The organism is Arthrobacter caoxuetaonis, from assembly GCF_023921125.1.
GTDB lineage: Bacteria > Actinomycetota > Actinomycetes > Actinomycetales > Micrococcaceae > Arthrobacter_B > Arthrobacter_B caoxuetaonis.
In genome coordinates this window covers 3242438-3262774 of the sequence record NZ_CP099466.1, presented here as the reverse complement: position 1 = coordinate 3262774, position 20337 = coordinate 3242438, and the positions used below count along the sequence as shown (strand labels likewise).

24 protein-coding genes and 1 riboswitch are annotated in these 20337 nt (G+C 64.8%); of the genes, 13 read left to right on the top strand and 11 right to left on the bottom strand.

The features are described from left to right. The first annotated feature begins 187 nt into the window (after positions 1–187). Positions 188–1714 (top strand): succinyl-CoA:acetate CoA-transferase ScpC, encoded by a 1527-nt coding sequence (gene scpC, locus NF551_RS15125; protein ID WP_227895907.1) that lies wholly within the window; start codon positions 188–190, stop codon positions 1712–1714. 305 nt (positions 1715–2019) lie between these two features. After that, entirely contained in the window at positions 2020–2301 is a 282-nt protein-coding gene (locus NF551_RS15120) for a hypothetical protein (RefSeq protein WP_227895906.1), read from the top strand. On the opposite strand, the gene NF551_RS15115 is transcribed toward NF551_RS15120, so the two are convergent. From NF551_RS15115 to NF551_RS15105, 3 genes are all read right to left on the bottom strand, one after another. Next, complete coding sequence (locus NF551_RS15115) at positions 2287–2640, bottom strand: DMT family transporter (RefSeq protein ID WP_227895905.1); 354 nt, start codon at positions 2638–2640, stop codon at positions 2287–2289. The two genes, NF551_RS15120 and NF551_RS15115, sit on opposite strands and share 15 nt — an antisense overlap. Before the next feature lie 2 nt (positions 2641–2642). Next, positions 2643–2957, bottom strand: coding sequence for a DMT family transporter (locus NF551_RS15110; protein WP_227895904.1), 315 nt, complete (start codon positions 2955–2957; stop codon positions 2643–2645). 10 nt (positions 2958–2967) lie between these two features. After that, positions 2968–3033, bottom strand: a riboswitch (guanidine-III (ykkC-III) riboswitch). A gap of 41 nt (positions 3034–3074) precedes the next feature. Further along, positions 3075–3695 carry a flavin reductase family protein gene (locus tag NF551_RS15105; protein WP_227895903.1) on the bottom strand — a complete coding sequence of 207 codons (621 nt, stop codon included), beginning with the start codon at positions 3693–3695 and terminating at the stop codon, positions 3075–3077. A 63-nt stretch (positions 3696–3758) separates the two neighbouring features. On the opposite strand from NF551_RS15105, the gene NF551_RS15100 reads away from it, so the two are divergent. Together NF551_RS15100 and NF551_RS15095 are read left to right on the top strand one after the other, a co-directional pair. Continuing rightward, positions 3759–4088, top strand: coding sequence for an antibiotic biosynthesis monooxygenase family protein (locus tag NF551_RS15100; RefSeq protein ID WP_227895902.1), 330 nt, complete (start codon positions 3759–3761; stop codon positions 4086–4088). 124 nt (positions 4089–4212) lie between these two features. Then, a complete protein-coding gene (locus NF551_RS15095; RefSeq protein ID WP_227895901.1) occupies positions 4213–4440 on the top strand; it encodes a hexameric tyrosine-coordinated heme protein in 228 nt (75 codons plus the stop codon). Between the two features lie 55 nt (positions 4441–4495). Here NF551_RS15095 and NF551_RS15090 read toward each other — a convergent pair whose 3' ends face one another. Beyond that, positions 4496–5929 carry an FAD-binding oxidoreductase gene (locus NF551_RS15090; protein WP_227895900.1) on the bottom strand — a complete coding sequence of 478 codons (1434 nt, stop codon included), beginning with the start codon at positions 5927–5929 and terminating at the stop codon, positions 4496–4498. A 282-nt stretch (positions 5930–6211) separates the two neighbouring features. Between NF551_RS15090 and NF551_RS15085 the strand changes: the two genes are divergently transcribed. Continuing rightward, positions 6212–7237 carry a GTP pyrophosphokinase gene (locus NF551_RS15085; protein ID WP_227895899.1) on the top strand — a complete coding sequence of 342 codons (1026 nt, stop codon included), beginning with the start codon at positions 6212–6214 and terminating at the stop codon, positions 7235–7237. A gap of 115 nt (positions 7238–7352) precedes the next feature. Here the strand turns inward: NF551_RS15085 and NF551_RS15080 are convergent, their stop codons facing one another. Beyond that, entirely contained in the window at positions 7353–9155 is a 1803-nt protein-coding gene (locus tag NF551_RS15080; protein ID WP_227895898.1) for an NAD(P)/FAD-dependent oxidoreductase, read from the bottom strand. 227 nt (positions 9156–9382) lie between these two features. Between NF551_RS15080 and NF551_RS15075 the strand changes: the two genes are divergently transcribed. Then, complete coding sequence (locus tag NF551_RS15075; RefSeq protein WP_227895897.1) at positions 9383–9682, top strand: hypothetical protein; 300 nt, start codon at positions 9383–9385, stop codon at positions 9680–9682. A gap of 140 nt (positions 9683–9822) precedes the next feature. After that, on the top strand, positions 9823–10290 hold the full coding sequence (locus NF551_RS15070; RefSeq protein ID WP_227895896.1) for a hypothetical protein: 468 nt from the start codon (positions 9823–9825) through the stop codon (positions 10288–10290). Between the two features lie 9 nt (positions 10291–10299). Here NF551_RS15070 and NF551_RS15065 read toward each other — a convergent pair whose 3' ends face one another. Further along, on the bottom strand, positions 10300–11319 hold the full coding sequence (locus NF551_RS15065) for an LLM class flavin-dependent oxidoreductase (protein WP_227895895.1): 1020 nt from the start codon (positions 11317–11319) through the stop codon (positions 10300–10302). Between the two features lie 81 nt (positions 11320–11400). Here NF551_RS15065 and NF551_RS15060 point away from each other — a divergent pair, with 81 nt between their 5' ends. Further along, entirely contained in the window at positions 11401–11757 is a 357-nt protein-coding gene (locus tag NF551_RS15060) for a nuclear transport factor 2 family protein (protein ID WP_227895894.1), read from the top strand. 16 nt (positions 11758–11773) lie between these two features. Here NF551_RS15060 and NF551_RS15055 read toward each other — a convergent pair whose 3' ends face one another. Further along, positions 11774–12649 (bottom strand): IclR family transcriptional regulator, encoded by an 876-nt coding sequence (locus NF551_RS15055; protein ID WP_269439002.1) that lies wholly within the window; start codon positions 12647–12649, stop codon positions 11774–11776. A gap of 97 nt (positions 12650–12746) precedes the next feature. Here NF551_RS15055 and NF551_RS15050 point away from each other — a divergent pair, with 97 nt between their 5' ends. The 4 genes from NF551_RS15050 to NF551_RS15035 are packed head-to-tail and all read left to right on the top strand — an operon-like array spanning position 12747 to position 16565. Beyond that, complete coding sequence (locus NF551_RS15050) at positions 12747–13733, top strand: ABC transporter substrate-binding protein (RefSeq protein WP_252604967.1); 987 nt, start codon at positions 12747–12749, stop codon at positions 13731–13733. 8 nt (positions 13734–13741) lie between these two features. Then, complete coding sequence (locus tag NF551_RS15045; protein ID WP_227895891.1) at positions 13742–14947, top strand: cytochrome P450; 1206 nt, start codon at positions 13742–13744, stop codon at positions 14945–14947. 16 nt (positions 14948–14963) lie between these two features. Next, positions 14964–15278: a 2Fe-2S iron-sulfur cluster-binding protein gene (locus tag NF551_RS15040; protein WP_227895890.1), complete on the top strand. Its 315-nt coding sequence runs from the start codon at positions 14964–14966 to the stop codon at positions 15276–15278. A gap of 3 nt (positions 15279–15281) precedes the next feature. Further along, a complete protein-coding gene (locus tag NF551_RS15035) occupies positions 15282–16565 on the top strand; it encodes an NAD(P)/FAD-dependent oxidoreductase (protein WP_227895889.1) in 1284 nt (427 codons plus the stop codon). Here the strand turns inward: NF551_RS15035 and NF551_RS15030 are convergent. The 4 genes from NF551_RS15030 to NF551_RS15015 all read right to left on the bottom strand — a co-directional run bounded on the left by NF551_RS15030 (position 16562) and on the right by NF551_RS15015 (position 19502). Next, entirely contained in the window at positions 16562–17257 is a 696-nt protein-coding gene (locus tag NF551_RS15030; protein ID WP_227895888.1) for an HAD family hydrolase, read from the bottom strand. The genes NF551_RS15035 and NF551_RS15030 overlap by 4 nt on opposite strands. 139 nt (positions 17258–17396) lie before the next feature. Beyond that, entirely contained in the window at positions 17397–18131 is a 735-nt protein-coding gene (locus NF551_RS15025; protein WP_252604966.1) for a DUF3592 domain-containing protein, read from the bottom strand. 213 nt (positions 18132–18344) lie between these two features. After that, positions 18345–19019: an alpha/beta hydrolase family protein gene (locus NF551_RS15020; protein ID WP_227895886.1), complete on the bottom strand. Its 675-nt coding sequence runs from the start codon at positions 19017–19019 to the stop codon at positions 18345–18347. 33 nt (positions 19020–19052) lie between these two features. Beyond that, a complete protein-coding gene (locus NF551_RS15015) occupies positions 19053–19502 on the bottom strand; it encodes an Lrp/AsnC family transcriptional regulator (RefSeq protein WP_227895885.1) in 450 nt (149 codons plus the stop codon). Between the two features lie 81 nt (positions 19503–19583). Between NF551_RS15015 and NF551_RS15010 the strand changes: the two genes are divergently transcribed. After that, positions 19584–20321, top strand: a complete 738-nt coding sequence (locus NF551_RS15010; protein WP_227895884.1) for a LysE family translocator — start codon at positions 19584–19586, stop codon at positions 20319–20321. Positions 20322–20337 lie beyond the last annotated feature (16 nt).

Here is a 20337-nt window from a genome sequence, read left to right as displayed (position 1 = left end):
CGGCTCCTGGAGTGCGTGGAATGCCTGGAACGCAATGATGTGGAGAAGTATCGTCTTCTCCGGGCATACCCGGAAGCCCCTGCGCCAACTTCGGCCGCAGGGAGGGCTCCGCTGGCGGAGGGGCGGAGTGTGAGGTTCGGCTCACCTGCGGTTAGGGTTGATGGATTCGTTCTGTGAAAGGCCATTAATGCGCGACCGTATTTCCCACCCGGGACTCTCCAAACTTGTGATGACTGCCGAGCAGGCAGCCGCGATGATCAAACCGGGGATGACGGTGGCGATGAGCGGCTTCACCGGAGCCGGCTATCCCAAGGCTGTGCCGGGTGCCCTGGCCGCCCAGATGGAAGAAGCGCACGCCCGCGGCGAGGACTTCCAAATCAAGGTGCTCACCGGCGCCTCCACCGCCCCGGAGCTCGACGGCGTGCTCGCCCAGGCCGGCGGCATGGAACTTCGCCTGCCGTACCAGTCGGATCCCACCCTGCGGAAGCGGATCAACGACGGCGAACTCGAATACATCGACATCCACCTCGGGCACGTGGCCCAGTACACCTGGTTCGGGTTCTACGGACACATCGACCTGGCCGTTATCGAGGTCGTCGGGATCAACGAGGACGGCAGCCTCATCCCCTCCTCCTCGGTGGGCAACAACAAGACCTGGATTGAGCAGGCGGACAAGATCATCCTCGAGGTCAACATGCAGCAGCCTGCCGCGATGGACGGGATGCACGACGTTTACTACGGCACAGCGCTGCCCCCGCACCGGAAGCCGATCATGCTGGTCAACCCGGACGACAGGATCGGTGAGCCCTACCTGCGCCTGGATCCGGAAAAGGTGATCGCCGTCGTCGAAACGGACGCCCCGGACCGGATGACGCCCTTCGCTGCGCCGGATGAAACCTCGCAGATGATCGCCGGGCACCTGCTGGACTTCTTCGAATCCGAGATCAAGGCCGGACGGCTGACCAACAAGCTCCTGCCGCTGCAGTCCGGCGTCGGCAACATCGCCAACGCCGTGCTGGCAGGCCTCTCCGGCGCCGGTTACACCGGACTCACCGCCTATACCGAGGTGATCCAGGACGGCATGCTGGAGCTGATCCGCGACGGCGTGATCCGGGTGGCGTCGGCCACCTCCTTCTCGCTGAGCCCGGCCGGGATTGAGGAGTTCAACTCCAACATCGACTTCTACCGCAAGCGGATCATCCTGCGGACCCAGGAAATCTCCAACCATCCGGAACTGATCCGCCGGCTGGGCTGCATCGCCATGAACGGCATGATCGAAGCGGACATCTACGGCAACGTGAACTCCACCCACGTGGGCGGCACGGCCATGATGAACGGCATCGGCGGCTCCGGAGACTTTGCCCGCAACGGCTTCCTCTCCGCGTTTATGTCCCCGAGTACGGCCAAGGGCGGGAAAATCTCCGGAATCGTGCCGATGGCCAGCCACGTGGACCACACCGAGCACGACACCATGCTGATCATCACCGAACGCGGCCTGGCGGACCTGCGCGGGCTTTCCCCGAAGCAGCGTGCCCGGACGATCATCGAGAAGTGCGCCCACCCGGACTTCCAGCCGCTGCTGCAGGACTATTTCGACCGGGCCAGCCGCGAGAGCGTCGGCAAGCACACGCCGCACCTGCTCGACGAGTCCCTCGCCTTCCACCAGCGCTTCATCGAGACGGGCACCAGCCTCCCCGAGGCTGCGCGCCGCTAGGCCGCTCGGGTTCCGGCGGGGGTTCCGGCGTGGATTCCCGCCGGTTGTGACGGGTGTTACCGGGGGGGGGCACACCCTTCCCGCGAGTAACGACGGCGTTTTGGGACATCCCCGCCACTTTGGGACATTCCTGCTGTGATGCCGCGCAGGAATGTCCCAAAGCGGAAGGGATGTCCCAAAGTGCAGGGAACTGCCCCGCGCCCCGGGGCGGGTCGGGGTTCCCACACAACCGCGCAAAGCTTGCCCCGTCCGCTGATGCCTGTTTAGGTGAACCCCAACAGCCAGCAGCTATCTCAGGGGGAATCATGGCAGAAGCCGCCGCAGTGGGCATGTACCGGAAGACGCTTTGGGCGGGCATCGCCGTCGGCGCGGCTGGAATTCTGATCGCGCTCCTGACCAACCCGTTCATGGCCAGCTTCGGCGCGCTCACCTACAACGGCGGGAACGGGTTTTTCGTCACCCTGACGCAGATCGTGTTGCTGGCTCCGGGAGCCTGCCTGTCATTCTCGGCGGCCCTGATCGCCGCAGCCCTGGTCATGCGGCACGTGGATAACAACCGGGCAGGGTCCGGCTCAGGAGTCGTGTGACTTTCCGGCGGGTTCAGGCGCGGGCTTGTCCACGAACTTCAGGCCGATCACGCAGCCGATGATTCCGGCCAGGAACAGGACCTTCAGCACGCCGGGTTCCTCCGTGCCGGTGAACATGGCCCAGGCCACGGTGAGCACCGCCCCCAAACCGGTCCAGACGGCATAGGCGGTGCTGATGGGAATGTGCTTCATGGCGTAGCCGAGGCCGGCCATGGACAGGGCGGCCGCCACGGCAAAGATGATCGACGGCGCCAGGACGGTGAACCCGTTGGAAGCCTCGAGTGCGGTGGCCCAAACGGCTTCGAGGACGGCGCTGAGCAGAAGGATGATCCAGGCCATGGCTATGCCACCAGCTTCAGGCCAACAACGCATCCGACGATTCCCATCAGCAGCACCACCTTGATGACGGTGGCTTTCTCGCCGCCGAAGACCATGGCATAACCGGCCGTGAGCACGGCGCCGATTCCCACCCACACGGCATACGCGGTGCCCACCGGGATGCTGAGCATCGCCCACGCCAGGCCGGCCATGCTGGCGGTCAGTGCCAGGGCGAAAACGAGGGTGGGGAGGGGTTTCTTGAAGTTGTTCGACTTCCCCAGTGCTGTAGCCCAGACGGCTTCAAGCATTCCGGAGGCTATGAGGACAACCCATGACATGGCTAGCTCCTTTGGCCAGTCTTGTCGCGTGCCGGGTACTGAACCGTCGTCCGGGGGCCGGGTGTGCGGGCCCTGATTCCAAGGTAGCAAATCCGGGAATCCCGTGCCGCCGAGCTGTTAGGCGCCCCGGTAGTGGCCGGGCCACTCCTCGGGGCGAATACGCGTGATGTCCCGGACGTCGCCGACGGTGCCCCACTCGTTCAGCCCGAGGCGGGAGAGCGGCCTGAGCTTTTCGATCCTGGGATGGGAGTCGTCGTCGAGGGTATCGGTCTGGACTGCGGCGCACGTGATCTCCCCGTACACAACAAAGCAGTCTCCGACGGGATGGATCTCGTGCAGCCTGCACTCCAGGGCCACCGGCGATCCGGCAACCCTGGGCGGACGCACCGTGGCACTGGGCTCCCGGGCGATCCCGGCGGCGTCGAACTCGCTGATGTCCGCGGTGAAGCCGGTGCCGGTGGCGTTGATGGCTTCGAAAAGGTTCTCCGGTGCGAGGCTGATGACGAACTCGCCCGTTTTCCGGATGTTGCGCAGCGAGTCCTTCTCGCCCACGGAGGTGAAAGACACCACGGGAGGGTTGACCGAGGCGATGGTGAAGAAGGAGTGCGGGGCCAGGTTGTCCACACCGTCTGCCGAACGCGTGGAAACCCAGGCGATGGGCCGCGGCACCACAACCGAGGTCAGCAGCCGGTAGAAGCTGCGGCCGCCCATGGCTGCGGGGTCGAAATCCGTTCTCATGAATCCGAGCTTAGTGCCACCGCCGCATCGGAGTTGCAGGGACGCCATGGAGATAATGGGGCTATGAGCATCATCAAAATCAATGCAATCACTGTCCCCGCCGACTCCGGCGACGAGCTGGCCCACCGTTTCGCGGCCCGCGCCGGCGCAGTCGACAACCAGGACGGATTTGAAGGCTTCGAACTGCTCCAGCCCACGGATGACCGGACCACGTGGCTGGTTCTGACGCGCTGGCGGGATGAGAAGGCCTTCCAGGACTGGGTCGCATCCAAGAACTTCGGCCACGGCCACGGACACGGCGAGGGGGCGGACAAGGAGCGGCAGAAGCCGGTCGGCGTCAGCGCCGAACTCTGGAGCTACCGCACCGCCGGCGGTAGCACGCCGGAGGCCTGAGCCCCGGCCCGGCGCCTGAGGCTGCAGGGGCGGGGAACCGCCCCCGGGGCTACCGGCCGTCCGCCGGTACTGGGATCGTGGATCAAGGAGCCAAGTACAGCAACCAACAGAAACCAGGTGCAGCATGGAACTGATCCCGGGTAATTCCCTTATCACCGCGACGCCGGAGGAGGGCCGCAAGCTGGCGCTGGATATGGCCCTGCACAGCATTTACGCCATCCAGCCCGACGAGAACGTCCTTAAGGCGGGCCGTGACGTGTATTCGACGGACCCGGAGGAACTGATCGCCTCATCGCAGGTGGTGGCCATCGAGTTTGCCACCATCGCGGCCGCCAACAACTACTGGCGCTGAACTGAACTGAACTGGACTGAACTGAGCTGAGAGCGCGCGCGGCTTGCCGCGGTGCTCACACAGTACCCGGCGCAATGTTGTGGTTGCGGCGAAACAGATTGCCCGGGTCCACGGACTGCTTCAAAGCCCTGAGCCGCGCCAGCTTGTCGCCGGAATAGACGCCCGGCGCAGCCTGGATCGGGTCTTCGGCGCCCATGAAGTTCACGTACTGCCCGCCGCCGGCATGCGGTTCCATGTCTGCTGAGAGTCCCCGCACGAACGCCGTGTGGTGCTCGTCGTCGGCCTGATCATTCCAATAGCCGTAGATGTTGAGCCAGTAGCGGGCGTCGCGGACCGGGAACGACGTCGCGTCCTCCGGTATCCGGCCAAACGCACCGCCCATGTGGTGCAGGTCGAACCCGGTGCCGCGCCAGGACTGTTCCCGCGCACGGCGGGCCAGCACGTCGATGAGAGCGGGGTCCAGGGAGTTGAAGGACGTGTTCTTCCAGTAGGCACGGGATCCGTGCGGGAACACGCCGTCCACCGCGGACTGCCAGTCCAGCCACGGCGTCTGCTGCACCAGTTCGGCATCCGGGGCGGCCAGGGCCCGCAGCCGGTCGATGACGGCCTCCGCTTCCGCCTGGTCCTCACCCGCCCAGGCGAAGCCGACCGCCATGATCGGATCATCGCCCTGCTCCCACTCCGCGGGCGGAACCAGGAAGGACACGATCGTGGTGAGCTGATCGGGCACATCGGCGCTCCACGCGGAGAAGGCATGCAGGGCATTCTCGAACCGGTCGCCAAGATAGATCAGGTTCCCGCTGTAGACGCTTTCGGGCAGCGGCCACGCCCGGAACGTCAAGGACGTGACGACGCCGAAGTTCCCGCCTCCGCCGCGCAGGCCCCAGAAGAGTTCAGGGTTTTCCTCTGCGGAGGCATGGACCGTGGTCCCGTCCGCGAGCACGACGTCGGCGCCCAGCAGGTTATCCACGCTGAGCCCGTGCGACCGGGTCATCCACCCGACGCCGCCGCCCAGGGTCAGGCCCGCGACGCCGGTTCCCGAGACCACCCCCAGCGGAACGGCCAGGCCCAGCGGTACGGTCGCCGAGTCGACGTCGGACAGGGTGGCGCCGCCTCCGACGGTCGCCGTGCCCGCTGCCGGATCGACCTCGACGCCCCGCAGATCGCCCAGGTCGAGCACTATGCCGCCGTCGACCGTGCCGTTCCCGGCCACATTATGGCCGCCGCCGCGGACCGCCAGCGGAAGCCCGGTGGCTTGGGCAAAGGCGAGGACAGCTGCAACATCCTCGGTATTCGCGGCACGCACCACGGCGGCAGGCAGCACATCGATCATCCCGTTCCAGACCCGGCGCTGGGCATCGTAGCCGTCGTCACCGAACAGGGTGAGGGATCCGCTGAGAGTATCCGCCAGGGCCGGGTAAAGGCTGTTCGCGGGCTGGGGCCAGGCGACGGCGTTGGGCGCTGCATCAGGAGCTGGAGTCTGGGTCATGGGTTCCTCCGCCTCGAATACACCAGGCCGTCCGGACCGGGGACGGGAAGGCTGGGAATCATGCTCTGCCAATTCTTCGCCTGCCGGGCGCGGCTTTCAACGCTTTTCCGGAACCATAGCCCGGGTCCAACCGGCACCGCCGGGCCGCGGGTCCGCGGGCAGGTGTTGTCTTTGGCCGGAACCGGACAAACACTGGTGGGGTGGGTTCGGCGTCGTACCTTTACCGGAGAGACGGCCGCCGCATCCGCGGTGGGCGGCCCCGCAACCCGGCAAGGAGAAAACGTGCAGATTCCGCCGGTCCACAGCGACCAGGTTGAGCAATGGACCCAGGCCTTCCAAGCCGTGCGTCCGCAGTTTGAGGCAGCTGAGTCCGCCATCCACTCCGCCGTCGTCGCGCGGCTCGGGGATGACGGGCTGAATTACCACGACATCCAGCACCGGGTGAAGGGCCACGGCTCGCTGAACACCAAGCTGTCCCGGCTGCTGCCAGACGGTGCGCCGAAGTATCCGGGCGGGATGCAGGACATTGATGACATCATCGGGCTGCGGGTCATCCTGTTCCTCGAATCGGACATCAGCAGCGCGATTGGGGCGCTCGCCGGAGCCTTTGACCAGCTCGGCCACGTCGACAAAGCCAGCGAGCAGCGCTCCCGCGGAGAGTTCGGCTATTCCGGCCAGCACCTGGTCCTCGCCGTTCCGGCCCGCCGGCCGCCGCCGGGGTGCGACGCGTTTGCCGGCCAGCGGTTTGAGGTGCAGCTGCGCACCATCCTGCAGCATGCCTGGGCTGAGTTCGAGCACGACATCCGCTACAAGAACGGCGGCGAGGTGCCTCCAGAGGTCAACCGGGCCTTCACGCTGGCGTCCGGGCTGATCGAGTTGGCTGACCGCGAGTTCGACACCATCAACGAGGTGGTCACCGCCCAAAAAGCGCTCGACGAACGCGAATCGGTGCAGGCAGCCACGGAACCTTCACTGGAGCTCACCGCTGCTGCGGTCCGGGGCATCCTGGAGCATGAGCTGCCGCAGAATCCGCGCAGCCGCGCTGAACAGTATGAATGGCTGGTTGACGTGCTGCGGGCCAATGGGGTGGATACCGTTCCGCTGGCGTACGCCTTGTTCAAGACGGCGGACTGGGCCTTCGCCGCACGCCGGATCGAGTACCGTTTCCCGCCCGGGCATGTGCGCGCGGCCGACGACGTGCTGCTGCACCGCTTCGGCACCCAGTACGTGGACCGCACGCACTTCATGGACGACGACGGCACCCGCCGCGCCAAGCTGGAGTACCGGCTGCGTCGTCTGGGACCGTAGGGCGTGGTCACCTCCCCCGTCCCCCGTCCCCCGCCGAGAGGCCGAGAGGCCAGTTACGGCTCTTCTCAGCGCTGAAACGAGCCGTAACTGGCCTCTCGATGGGCGGGGTTAGGGGTCAGCGCGTGTGGTGTACCTCCTGCAGTCCGTACACCGGAGTTGGCAGCCCCTCCATCCGGGCCTTGAGCTGCAGCGCCAGGAAGGTTGAGTAGTGCCGGCTCTGGTGCAGGTTTCCGCCGTGGATCCAGAGGTTCTCCACGTTGGTCGGTTTCCACATGTTGCGCAGCTCGCCCTCCCATGGGCCCGGATCCTTGGTGGTGCCGGAGCCGTAGCCCCAGCACTTGCCTACCTGGTCGGCGACCTCCGGGGAGATCAGGTCCGCCAGCCAGTTGTTCATTGACCCGTACCCGGTGGCGTAGATGATGATGTCCGCGTCCAGTTCCGTCCCGTCATCGAGCACCGCACCGCTGCCGGTGAGCTTGGCGACCTGGCCCTGCTTCAGCTTCACCCGCCCGTCGATGATCAGCTGGGAGGCGCCGACATCGATGTAGTAGCCGGAGCCACGGCGCAGATACTTCAGGAACAGGCCGGAACCATCTTCACCGAAATCGAGGTCGAACCCCGCCGCGCGGAGCTGGTCATAGAATTCGGCGTCGTGCTCGGCAATGGTGTCGTAGATCGGGATCTGGGCGTCGGGCAGGATCCGGTAGGGGAGTGAGGCGAAGAGCATGTCCGCTTTTTCGGTGGTCGTGCCGGCGGCCAGCGCCCGCTCGGAGTAGAGGTCCCCGAGCGCGAACTCCATCAGCGAATCGCTTCGGACGATATGAGTGGAGGAGCGCTGCAGCATGGTGACGTCCGCACCGTGTTCCCAGAGATCGGCGGCGATGTCGTGGGCCGAGTTGTTCGAACCGACGATCAGGGCCTTCTTCCCGGCCTGGTCTCCGCCGCCGGGGTACTGCGAGGAGTGGTACTGCTCGCCGAGGAAGGCCTTGGCGCCGTCGAACTCCGGCACATTGGGGTAGCCGGAGACTCCGAGCGCGAATACCAGCTGCTGCGGACGGAGCGTGACCTCTTCGCCACGCCGGCGGACCCGCAGTTCCCAAGTGCCGGCGTCGTCGTCATATGCGGCGCCCAGGCACTCGGTGCCGGACCAGTAGTCCAGCTCCATGATCGCGGTGTAGTGCTCCAGCCAGTCTCCGATCTTGTCCTTGGGAGCGAACACCGGCCAGTCATCGGGAAACTTGAGATAGGGCAGGTGGTCGTACCAGACCGGGTCGTGCAGGGCGAGGGACTTGTACCGTTTGCGCCACGAATCGCCGGCGCTCTCATTCCGCTCGATCACGATGGTGGGCACGTTCAGCCGCCGCAGCCGCGCGGCCAGGCCGATGCCGCCCTGCCCTCCGCCCACGATCACGCAGTACGGCTGATCCTCATAGCCCAGCCGGGCCTGGTGCTCCTGTTTCTGCTCGAGCCAGGACTTCCGCCCGCGCTCGATGGTGTGTTCCACGCCCTTGGGCCGGTTGGCGCCTTTCTCCTCTTCGAAGCCCTTCAGCTCCTGCATGGTGGTGAGCAGGGTCCAGGCCTTGCCGTCGCGCAGCCGCAGGTGTCCCCAGCCGCGGGAGGGTGCGGTCTCGAACGTAATCCATGCTTCGGTGACACCGTCGTCTCCCGTCGCGGGTTCGGCCAGGGTCCAGCCGGTGGGCTGCACATCGTCAAGGACAGCTTCCAGCATTTCGGCGATCTGCTGCCGTCCGTCGAGGGTTTTCAGGTTCCAGGTGAAGGAGACGAAGTCCCGCCAGAGTCCGTCTTCTTCGAACAGATCTGCCGCCGCCGCGGCATTGCGGTCCTGAAGCGCGGTATTGAATGCGGCAAGCCAGGCTTCCACGCCCCGGTCCAGATCTGCCTGTGCAGAATCAGCCATCTCCACTCCCTTGTGGTTCGGTTCTTGGTGCTCTCCAGTAAACGCCGAGCTGCCGCTGATAGGTAGGGTCCCAAACGGAATTTGCCGCGCTCTCCCCTCACCTGCCCTCAACCGCCGCCCCAACCGCCGAGAGGCCAGTTACGGCTCTTTTCAGCACTGAAACGAGCCGTAACTGGCCTCTCGATGGGCGGGGTTAGGCTGGAAGGAGTCCAACCCAAGGAGAAATCGTGGCATCTTTGCTGACCCCGCTCATCACGTCCGCCGGCCTGATCGGCGGCTACAAGACTGCCCGCGACACCGGCAACCGGCAGCTCGGGGGAGCCGTCCTCGCCGTTGCGGGCGCAGCTGCGTTTGCACTCTGGAAGCGCGACGCCGGCACCGGTACCGCCGTCGCCCTCACCACCACCTATGTGGCAGCCTTTGGGCTCTCGCATCCCCTCGCCAAGAAGATGGGCGCCTGGCCGTCGGTCTACACCGTCACTGCGGCGACCGCGCTCGCGTCCCTGGTTTTCGGCCGGAAGAAGTAGCCCTCTCTTCCTCCGCCGAGAGGCCACTTACGGCCCGTTTGAGGGCTCAGAGGAGCCGTAACTGGCCTCTCGATGGGGATGACGACGCCGGGGCGCGGCGCGCTGAGATCGCTGTGAGCGCTGGTGTTACGATCACCGCCATGCACCGACGCCGATCCCTGCTCGTCATTCCTGCCACGCTCTCGATCGGTTTGGCGTCCTGCGCCTCACCGGCCGAACCCGACTGGGATACAGCCCAGGCCCAGGCGGACGCCTTCATCGAGACTGCCGCGACGAGTGAGAGCTCCCTCGGTGCCGGTACTTGGCGCGCCACACAGAGCGAGGAAGTGCCATTTGACGGAGTGACTCTGAGCTATCCGGCGGAGGCTCGCATCGAGGGCATCAGTGTGGCCTGTTTCGGTGGCGGTGAAGCCAGCTTCGGCGCCATGGTGCGCGCAGAGTCCTCATGGAGCGGCATCGACCCCTTCACTCTGACCTGCGATAGCCAACCGCGCACGGTACCGCTGGCCGCACCGCTCGAGCAGATCAGCGCAATCCGTCTGAGCGGTGGTGTCGAAGACAGCGCCGGTGCAGTGATCGCGGCCGCCGTCACGGGAGCCACTGAATGAACCCTCGGACTACCGCCAGCCGGCGTCCGGAGCCACGAGCTTGACGATGTTCTCCAGCAGCGCCGCGTTGTAGTCCACGCCCAGCTGGTTCGGCACCGTGACCAGCACGGTGTCCGCAAGCTGGACCGCAGCGTCGGCGGCCAGTTCCTTGGCGATCACGTCCGGCTCACCCACATAGCTGCGCCCGAACCGGGCCAGGCCGCCCTCCAGCCTGCCCACCTGATCCCGGCCTTCAACCTGGGCACGCACACCGAAGTAACGGCGGTCGGCGTCGGAAACCAGGGGAATGATGCTCCGGCTCACGGAGACCTTGCCCTGCCCGGGATGGCCGGCAGCCTTCCACGCTTCCTTGTAGACGTGGATCTGCTCGGCCTGCAGCTCATCGAAGGGGACGCCGGTGTCCTCGGTCAGCAGGGTGGAGCTCATCAGGTTCATGCCCTGCTCGCCGGTCCACTTAGCCGTTGCCCGGGTGCCTGAACCCCACCAGATGCGGTCGCTGAGGCCGGGGGACTGGGGCTCGATGGGCAGCAGTCCGCGGTGCCCGGTCATCTCCGGGTTGGCGGGCGCCATGCCGCGGCCGATGATGGCCGCGCGGAAAACATCGGTGTGGTGCCGGGCCATATCGGCGTCGGTCTGTCCCTCGCCGGGTACATAGCCGAACGACTCAGCGCCGCGCAGCGCAGGCTCGGGGGATCCCCGGCTGATGCCGAGCTGCAGCCTGCCGCCGCTGATCAGGTCCGTTGCCGCGGCTTCCTCAGCCATGTACAGCGGGTTTTCGTACCTCATGTCGATCACGCCGGTGCCCAGATCAATGCGCTTGGTGCGGGCAGCCATCGCCGCGAGAAGCGGGAACGGCGAGGCCTGCTGCGGGGCGAAATGGTGCACGCGCACAAACGCTCCGTCGGCACCGACTTCTTCGGCCGCGACCGCCAGGTCGATGGCCTGCAGCAGCGCGTCACCGGCCGTCGGCGTCAGCGACCCCGGAACGTCCTGATAGTGGCCAAAGGAAAGGAATCCAATCTTCTTCACGTTGGTGTCAGCGTCCGGTGCACTGCGGATATTCCGGCCGCCCCTGTTTCCTCCCGCTGACCCGGGCTACAGTGCCGGACCATGGAAAACGAACTTGTGGAACTGGAGACGTCCGGCTGGCACGCGCTGTCCACCGGGCCGGCGGCGGCAACGGCGTTCTATGCCCGGGTGCTGGCCCGGGAGCCCGTGGTGATGCTGACCAACGGCCTGCGGATCACGGACCGCCAGCAGATCATCGATTCGATGGGCGGGCCGCCCTGGTCGGCGTTCGAGATCATCGACCCGCTGGAGAACTACCTGGGGAACGACGTCGGCGTCCTCACCTACAAGGTGCGGGCCGACCGGGAGGGCACTCCTTACACGGCCTTGCTGAGCAGTGTGTATGCGAAGGAGGACGGCGAGTGGAAGCTTGCCCTGCACCAGCACACGCCGTACTAGCCGCGACTTCGCATACTTACAGCGAATGATTCTGCCGGTGCCGCGCAAAGAAGTCCATGGAATTCATGGAGGAGTTCACCAGAGTGCGGTATTTGCCGCCAACGGTCGACTGGGGGTCGTGGGGGTCGCCTAGCGGTAGGTAGGCGGCCCGCAACGCCGTTGAAACCTGGTGGGCGGCGTCCTTTAGCAGGCGTACCGTCGGAAGCGTCGGAGTAGCGTCATTGGGAATCACCACGCTGATGGCGGCAACGACCGTTTCCTGCATCCCGTAAACCGGGACGGCTATTCCCCGGGCATGGGGATGGATGAAGCCATTGCCGACTGCATGGCCCTGTTCGCGGATTTGGGCCAGCAACCGGCGGAGGTGCGCCGGACTCTGGACCGTATCTTTTGTGTATTTCACGAGCTCTGAGGAAAGTACCTCATCTTGGAGACTGCCGGGCCCGTGCGCGAGGAGAACCAGTCCGCTGGAGGAGGCGTGCAGGGGCAGCCGCCCGCCAATGAGCGTCACATTCACAACGGCGTTCCGGGTCGAAAGTCGTTCCAGGAAGAGCACATCATGGCCTTGGAGGATGCCCAGCTGGGCATGCTGCCGCACGGCGAAGTGGATTTCCTGAAGATAGGGCATGGCTATTTCACGGATCCCCAGGGCACCCGGTGTACGGCAGGCGATTTCCCACAGGCGTACGCCTATCCGATAAGTCTTGTCCCGTTCCCGTTCAAGCAAGCCAAACTGCTCGAGTTCCGACACCACCCGGTGTGTAGTTGCGAGCGGCAGACCGCTTCGCTGTGACAGCTGGGACACGGTAAGGAATGCGGAATTTACGTCAAAGGTGCCCAGAATCTGCATAATCCTGCTGAGTGCTGACCGCCCCGAAGAACCGTTGGCCATATTTTCCTTTCAACGGAAACTAGCTGGAGCCAGCATTGTGACACATCTCATACTCGGGCGAGGGGGTTCGATCTGAAAACCGCTTATTAGCAGGACATTGATCAGGCGCAATGAGGCGCCCTTTGAAAGGAAAACGATGATTGCACGCGGAAATTTCCAGCGTTACTTCACAATCGCGGCTCTTTCTGCAGCAACGCTGGGGCTAGCCGCGTGCGGGTCTTCGCAGGCGGCATCAGACGTAACTGTGAAGGTCGGCTATTTCCCTTTGGTGCACACCTCTACCGCGGTGCATGCGGAGAAGAATGGCCTATTTGCTGCCGAAGACCTCGAAGTCGAACTCGTCCAGACTCAGGGTGGGGCCGCCGCGATCCCAAACCTGGTCTCGGGCGGCGTCGACGTCACCTATGCCAACTACACCTCGGCGCTGCTGGCGGTAAAGCAGGGGCTGCCGGTGCGCTTCATTTCCGGGAACGACGTCGGCGCGGCCGACCACGGAATCTTTGTGGCTAAGGATTCAGGCATCACCGGGATAGAGGATCTCGCCGGCAAGACATTCGCGGTGAACAATCTCCAGAACATCGGTTCCGTCGCCGTCTACGCGCTGCTTGAGGATGCCGGACTGGATTCTTCGGCCGTGGACCTGATCGAGATGCCATACCCGGATATGCAGGCAGCCCTGGAGCGCGGAGCTGTGGACGCCATCTGGCAGGTTGAGCCATTCCAGGCCAGTGCGGAAGCGGCTGGCTTCGTCAAAATCTCAAACCTGTTCACTGGGCCGGTCGACGGAATGCCGGTGGCAGGATGGCTCACGACGGAACAATTCCTGCAGGAGAACCCCGACGCAGTCGAAGGTTTCCGCAAGGCCATTGCTGTATCAGCGGAGGAACTCCAGGACAACCGTCCGCGGCTGGTTGAGCTGGTCCCCACCTTTACCAAGGTCCCCGCAGAAGTCGTGGAACAAATCGAAATGCCCAGTTTCCAGGGCAACCTCGACGGTGATCAGCTGCAGAAAACTGCAGATCTGATGCACAAATACAAGATCATCGACACCACATTGGACACCCGTCCACTGCTCGCGGACTAGGAGGACACATGACTGCAACAACAGAATCCGATATCCCGGTTCTCGATCTGGACCCGTTCGCCGATACCTTTCTGGCCGACCCATACGAAGCCCATTCTCAGTTGCGCGAAGCAGGTCCGGTGACATGGTTGGATCGTTACCAAGTCTGGGCAGTCGCCCGCCATGACGAGGTTTCGCAGGTGTTCTCAAACCATGAGACTTTCATTTCCTCGGCGGGCGTCGGCATCACGGATTTCCGCAAAGACAAACCCTGGCGGGCCCCGAGCCTCCTGCTGGAGGCGGATCCCCCGGAGCACACCAGGGCACGGCACGTTGTGACGAGCATACTGAGCCCCAAATTCCTTCGCGAGCTCAAGGTCGGCTTCCAGGAACGAGCGGATCGCATGGTGGAACAGGTCGCGGCAAGTGGCGATATTGACGGAGTCAGAGACCTGGCTGAGGCATATCCGCTTGAGGTCTTTCCTGACTTTGTCGGGTTACCCAAGGAAGGACGCGAGAACCTGCTGCCCTACGGGTCCATGGTTTTTAACACGTTCGGGCCAAGGAACGGACATTTCGAAAAGGCCATGGAAAGAGGGTCAAAGGCCGCCGGCTGGGTTATGGAGCAGTGCCAGCCGGGGGCGCTCAGCGGGGACGGTTTGGGCAACCGGATCCACGCCGCCGCTGCCGAAGCTGGCTATGAAGCGGAGGACTCAGCCAGGCTGCTGCGCTCCTTCCTTTCCGCCGGCGTGGACACCACCGTCCACGGGATCGGCAATGCACTGCTGTGTCTTGCCCAACATCCGGATCAGTACCGGCTGCTGCACAATGACCCGTCGCTGGCGCGAGCCGCGTTCGAAGAGACGATCCGGTACGAATCACCAGTCCAGACGTTCTTCCGCACCACGTCCAGAGACACGGAACTTTCAGGCATCAAAATTCCTGAGGGCGCCAAAATCCTAATGTTCATTGCCGCGGCAAACCGTGATCCCCGTAGATGGGAAAACCCGGAGGTCTTCGACATCACCCGCAAAACCATGGGCCATGTCGGTTTCGGCTTCGGTATCCATGCCTGCCTAGGTCAGATGCTCGCACGGATGGAGGGCGAGTGTATCCTCTCGGCACTGGCCCGACGTGTGCAGAAGATCGAGATTATCGGCGCGCCTATCCAACAGCTCAACAACACGCTCCGCGGACTAGATTCCCTGCCGCTGCGCCTCACCCCGTCCGTCTGAACTCCCGGAGCCAAAGATGCCAAAAGTAACCTATATCCAGCCTGACGGCACTGAAATGATTGTCGAAGCCGAAGCAAGCGCCAGCGTTATGCGCACGGCAGTCTCCTCCGGCGTTCCGGGGATCGTTGCCGAGTGCGGCGGCAGCGCAATGTGCGCCACCTGCCACGTTTACGTCGAACCAGGTGACCGGGCGAGGCTGCCGGAGATCTCCGCCGTGGAGGACGAGATGCTTGACTGCGCGGCAGCCGAGCGGGAAGAAGGCAGCCGGCTCTCCTGCCAGCTTCGGGTAGACGTGGATATCAGGGTCCGGATCCCGGAAACGCAGGTCTAAGTGATGGAAACGAGCAACTCCACCGGCGCGACCCTGATCATCGGAAACTGCCAGGCCGGAGTTCAACTGGCTACCACCCTGCGGGAGCTCGGGGATGCGGCGCCCATTGTGCTGGTCGGCGAAGAGTCCTACCTCCCCTACCAGCGGCCTGCCCTGTCCAAAGCCTTCCTCAAGGGGGAAGCGACCGCAGCCTCGCTGACCTTCCGAACCGAGGAGTGGTTTGACCAGCAGGGGATTGAATTGGTCACAGGGGAAGAAATCGTGGATATCTCTAGGGGCACCGACGGCGGCACCGCCGTCGGCGTGAGCGGGAGGGTGTTCCCTTTTACGAGGCTCGCACTGACCACCGGTGCAGCTCCGCGGAAGCTCCCTCTTGCCGGGGCGGAGATGGAGGGTGTGTGCTATCTGCGCGATGCAGACCAGGCAGCGTCCCTGCACAGCTTGCTCGGCAAGGCCCGCAGCGTGGCGGTCATTGGTGGCGGATTCATTGGGCTGGAGGTGGCCACCGCTGCCCGGGCGGCCGGCAAACAAGTAACTATCATTGAGGCCGCGCCCCGGCTGGTGGGCCGGGCGGTTGCCGAAACGACGAGCGATTTCTATCTCTGGGCACACCGGCGCCGCGGAACAACAGTTTTACTGAACGCGGAAATTGTCCGTATCGCTGGCGAAGACGGCCGAGTTACAGGAGTTGAGCTTGCTCAAGGCCCCACAGTCCCAGCCGAGGTCGTCGTCATCGGGGTGGGGGTGCTTCCACGCACCGAACTGGCCGAACGTCTTGGCCTGGAAGTCAGCAACGGCGTTGTGGTGGATTCGAGCGCGGTTGCCTCGGACGGTGTCACGGTGGCTGCGGGGGATTGTGCCAACATGCCCAATCCATTCGTCGCGGACTACGGCAGCGGGAACGTGCGGCTGGAGAGTGTCCAGAACGCCGTCGAACAGGCGAAAACCGCCGCGCGGTCGCTGCTGGGCCTGGAAGCGGAGTACCGGACGGTGCCGTGGTTCTGGTCGGATCAGGGGGACTTGAAACTGCAGATCGCCGGCTTGTCCGCAGGGCACGACAGCACTGTCCTGCGCGGGGATCCGGAGAGCGAAAGATTCTCCGTTCTCTACTACCGCGAAGGCCGGATCATTGCTGCGGACTGCGTCAACACTCCGCGGGACTTCATGGCGGTGCGAAACGCCCTGGCCCAGGGGATGGATATCCCGCCGGACGCGAACCTGGCCAGGGACTCAAAGAATCAGTGGTTCCCCGGGTACCCGCCTGAGGTTACGAACCAGATGCCTTAAACCCGGAGGGTGCTTCGCTCCACAACCAGCGCCTGCAGATCAGCAACGGTGCGGCCGGCCAGGGTCTCCCAGCGCGTGATGCCAGGCTGCTCCGGGACCTCGACGGCGTTCGGAACGGTGAGCGTCACAGCGCCCGATGCCTTGGCCGAGGCGACGCCGGGAAGCGAATCCTCCACCGCGACCACGCGGTCCAGGTCCACGGATGCCCCGAGCTCTTCGCCCATCAGCTTCGCCGCCAGCAGGTAGGGCTCCGGATCGGGCTTGCCCAGGGAGACCATCTCCCCGGTGACAAGGAAGCGGAAAGTGCCCTCGGGCAGCTGGTCGGCGACGACGCGGGCCAGCAGGGTCTCGCTCATAGTGACCATGGCGCAGGGAATCCCCTCGGAGTGGAGATCGGCAAGCATCTCACGGGCCCCCGGCCGCCACGGAGTCTTCTGCTGGACCGCGCGGACCACGCTCTTCAGTAGCTCATCGAGGATCTCGCGGATGCCCAGGTCAGCGCCCGCCGCCTGCAGTGCACGGGCTGAATCGGGCAGGGCATTGCCCACCAGTTCCATGGCCTGCTCATCGCTCCAACGAACTCCAAACCGGGCCATCAGCTCCTTCTCGGCGGCGAACCAATACGGTTCGGTGTCCACGAGCGTGCCGTCCATATCCCAGAGAACAGCCTGCAAAGCGGGATGTGGCGACAAAGATTCCTCCTGGACAGGGGCCGCAGGATCCTGCGGCGCATAATGCGGATGGGCGTGTTGACGTCGGCGAATGCCCAGACTGATCGTGGCAGGACACCGCAGTTCCGTCAAAACCTGCATCCCCCTGGCCGGCGACGGACTAGAGTGCTTCTGCCTTGCGCCGGCTGCTGCGGGCAACGAAGTAAATGGCCGCAGGAACAGCCGATATCGCCAAGCCTGCGATCATCAAGAACCACGTGGCGCCGTTGACGGGGCTGGTCCGATCTTCAAGGTACGGGCTGAGAACCACGATTTTCTCGGGAGCAGCCGGATCGGCATACAGCTCCACCAGTTCCCCAGGCTGCCATTCAGGTTCGGGATATCCGTCTTTTGAGTGGGACCGGTGTTCCACCGTCCCCGAGAATGAACCCCCGCCCACCGAATAGCTGACAACAGCTGCTGTCTTGGTTGTGTAGGACCGGTCGCTGTTTTTGGGGTGCCGCGTCGATGTCTCGGTCGAAACCGATTGCACCAGGGCCTGGACCTGGACCCCCTCAGCGGAGAGCCGGTAGTACTCCCTGTTGTCGAGTACCGTCTTTACGGTCCAGCCACCGAAGACCAGGAGGGACAAAATGGTCAGGGCACCAGTCGCACGCTGCACCACGCGCATATTCCGCGCCAGCCGCACCCCATTCCACCCCGGGGCGAAGTAGCCGTTGCCGGCGCCGTCGTTTAGGTAGATTCCGCGCCATGCGTGCCGGCCATAGGCCACCTCCATGGCGTACTTGCTGGTATTGCGGTGAGGGGAACGGGTCCAGCCTTCGGGTACTACGAACGCCTTGGGCCCCGTCGGCGCACTGTCCGCCTGCGGCCTGGTGTCACTGTTTTTCACCATGGCAGGATACCGGCAGTCCGGGAATACTCGTGCAACCTTCGGGGAGCTGACGTTCTTTAGCGCCCTGCTTGACGAACCCTCGGGGAGTAAACGTTCTTTCGGAGCGCCCCAGGGGACGTTATCTCCCCGAAGGTTTGGGCGGACGCCCAGCAGGGGACGTTATCTCCCCGAAGGTTTGCGCCCGGCGGCGCAGCTCGCGCCCCGCCGCGGGGACTAGCGCCCAGGCGTGTGCGCCCGCAGGAACTCCAGCACCGGCGCCGCCAGAGACGCCCCGATCACATCCTGCGGACGCTTGTTCCCGGCCACCTCGAACATGTGGTTTCCGCCTTCAATACGCTCGACGACGGCGTTCGGCCCGATCCTTTCGGCCACCGGTTCCAGCTCACCCGGGAGGGCAAACGGATCGCGGGTGCCCTGCAGGAACAGCATGGGCAGGGTCAGTCCGTACAGGTGCTCGTCGCGCAGCTTCTCCGGTTTGCCCGGCGGGTGCAGCGGGTAGCCGAGGAACACGAGTCCGGCGGCCTGCATACCCTCGGCCACGGCCATGGACGCCATCCGCCCGCCGAAGGACTTCCCGCAGGCCCAGACGGGAACACCGCCGGCGTTGTCTTCGGCCGCGAACATCACTGCACGCCAGGCCGCAATCGCTGCCGGTGCGCGGTCCGGGAACTTCTTCCCTGCTTCCCGGTAGGGGAAGTTGAAGCGCCACGTGGCCACGCCGCCGTCGTTCATTGCATCGGTAAAGCCGGTCAGGAAGGGATGCTCCATGCCGGAGCCGGCTCCGTGCGCCACCACCAAGGACGCCCAGGCATCGGACGGCCGCGCATAGGCAGCGGAGACGGTGCCGTCCCCTGCATTGACGGTTAGTTCTTCGGACTCCAGTGGCATGCGTTCCAATCTACGCCCGGCAGCGGCCGGGAATCACAGCGGAAGGGCCCCTTCTTCCTTCAGCGTCTTCATCACGATCGTGCTGGTCAGTTTTTCCACACCGGGCAGCTCGACCAGGACTTCGTCATAGAACTGCTGGTAGGCCTGGAGGTCGGCGGCGACGACCTTCAGCAGGAAGTCGGGGTTGCCAAAGAGACGGTCCGCCGCCACGATCTGCCCGCTGCGGCCCACCTCCTCTTCGAACGCGAGCATGTGGGCCCGGTCCCGGAGCGTGACGAACACCAGCGCCTGGAAGCCGAGCCCAACAGCGGCCGGATCCACGACGGCACGGTAGCCGGTCAGCACGCCCCGGCGTTCGAGTTCCTTGATGCGCCGGTGGCACGGAGCCACGGTCAGGCCCACTTCGGCCGCCAGTGCGGTGGCAGACATTCGCCCGTCCTTTTGGAGAAGGCGCAAAATTTCCCGGTCAATGGCATCGGTCACGCAAGAATCTTATCTTTACGGTGCTGATGGAGGTATTTATGGGTCAGCACTTTTCGCGGCCGGATCCCTAGGCTGGAGCTCATGGAATTTCAGCAGCTCGCAGGCTTCGCGGCCGTCTCCGTTACCTTGGCCATGACGCCGGGTGCTGACTGGGCCTACTGCATCTCGTCAGGGCTGCGGGCCCGCCGGGTCGCCCCGGCCGTCGCGGGACTCTGCGCTGGCTATCTTTTCCACACCGCCCTGATCGTGGCCGGGCTGGCCGCCGTCATCGCGGCGACGCCGCAGCTGCTGACCGGCCTGACCCTTTTGGGCGCGGCCTATCTGTTGTGGCTCGGGGTTGCCACCATCCGCACCTGGCGCTCGGCCGGATTCACGGCGGACACGACGACGGCGCCCGCTCCCGGTGGAGCAGCTCCCGCTCCGGTTACGGCGGAAGGCAGTGTTGCACTCCTGACCCGGCCGGCGCCGCCGCGCTCCGACACCCGGCCGGCGCCGCCGCGCTCCGACACCCGGCGGGACTTCCTGAAGGGCCTCGGAACCAGCGGCACCAACCCCAAAGCGCTGCTGCTGTACCTGGCCCTGATCCCGCAGTTCGTCGACCCCGGCGCCGCTCTCGCCGTGCCGCTGCAGACACTGGTCCTGGGGTTGTCCCACTTTGCCGTGTCCATCGTCGTCTACACGTGTGTGTCCCTGGCCGCCCGCCGGCTGCTGCGTTCGCGGCCCGCCGGCGCCCGCGCCGTCACCCTGGGCAGCGGCATCATCATGGTGTGCCTGTCCTTGGTGCTGCTCGCCGAACAAGCCGCCTCGCTGCTGGCCTGAACCGCGGATTCGTCCC

Coding starts and splice junctions, on each gene's coding strand:
- NF551_RS15080 (WP_227895898.1), bottom strand. CDS start 9,155: ATGGCTGATTCTGCACAGGCAGATCTGGACCGGGGCGTGGAAGCCTGG.
- NF551_RS15040 (WP_227895890.1), top strand. CDS start 14,964: ATGCCAAAAGTAACCTATATCCAGCCTGACGGCACTGAAATGATTGTC.
- NF551_RS15115 (WP_227895905.1), bottom strand. CDS start 2,640: ATGGCCTGGATCATCCTTCTGCTCAGCGCCGTCCTCGAAGCCGTTTGG.
- NF551_RS15035 (WP_227895889.1), top strand. CDS start 15,282: ATGGAAACGAGCAACTCCACCGGCGCGACCCTGATCATCGGAAACTGC.
- NF551_RS15070 (WP_227895896.1), top strand. CDS start 9,823: ATGCACCGACGCCGATCCCTGCTCGTCATTCCTGCCACGCTCTCGATC.
- NF551_RS15055 (WP_269439002.1), bottom strand. CDS start 12,649: ATGGCCAACGGTTCTTCGGGGCGGTCAGCACTCAGCAGGATTATGCAG.
- NF551_RS15110 (WP_227895904.1), bottom strand. CDS start 2,957: ATGTCATGGGTTGTCCTCATAGCCTCCGGAATGCTTGAAGCCGTCTGG.
- NF551_RS15090 (WP_227895900.1), bottom strand. CDS start 5,929: ATGACCCAGACTCCAGCTCCTGATGCAGCGCCCAACGCCGTCGCCTGG.
- NF551_RS15045 (WP_227895891.1), top strand. CDS start 13,742: ATGACTGCAACAACAGAATCCGATATCCCGGTTCTCGATCTGGACCCG.
- NF551_RS15105 (WP_227895903.1), bottom strand. CDS start 3,695: ATGAGAACGGATTTCGACCCCGCAGCCATGGGCGGCCGCAGCTTCTAC.
- NF551_RS15025 (WP_252604966.1), bottom strand. CDS start 18,131: ATGGTGAAAAACAGTGACACCAGGCCGCAGGCGGACAGTGCGCCGACG.
- NF551_RS15120 (WP_227895906.1), top strand. CDS start 2,020: ATGGCAGAAGCCGCCGCAGTGGGCATGTACCGGAAGACGCTTTGGGCG.
- NF551_RS15095 (WP_227895901.1), top strand. CDS start 4,213: ATGGAACTGATCCCGGGTAATTCCCTTATCACCGCGACGCCGGAGGAG.
- NF551_RS15010 (WP_227895884.1), top strand. CDS start 19,584: ATGGAATTTCAGCAGCTCGCAGGCTTCGCGGCCGTCTCCGTTACCTTG.
- NF551_RS15020 (WP_227895886.1), bottom strand. CDS start 19,019: ATGCCACTGGAGTCCGAAGAACTAACCGTCAATGCAGGGGACGGCACC.
- NF551_RS15100 (WP_227895902.1), top strand. CDS start 3,759: ATGAGCATCATCAAAATCAATGCAATCACTGTCCCCGCCGACTCCGGC.
- scpC (WP_227895907.1), top strand. CDS start 188: ATGCGCGACCGTATTTCCCACCCGGGACTCTCCAAACTTGTGATGACT.
- NF551_RS15060 (WP_227895894.1), top strand. CDS start 11,401: ATGGAAAACGAACTTGTGGAACTGGAGACGTCCGGCTGGCACGCGCTG.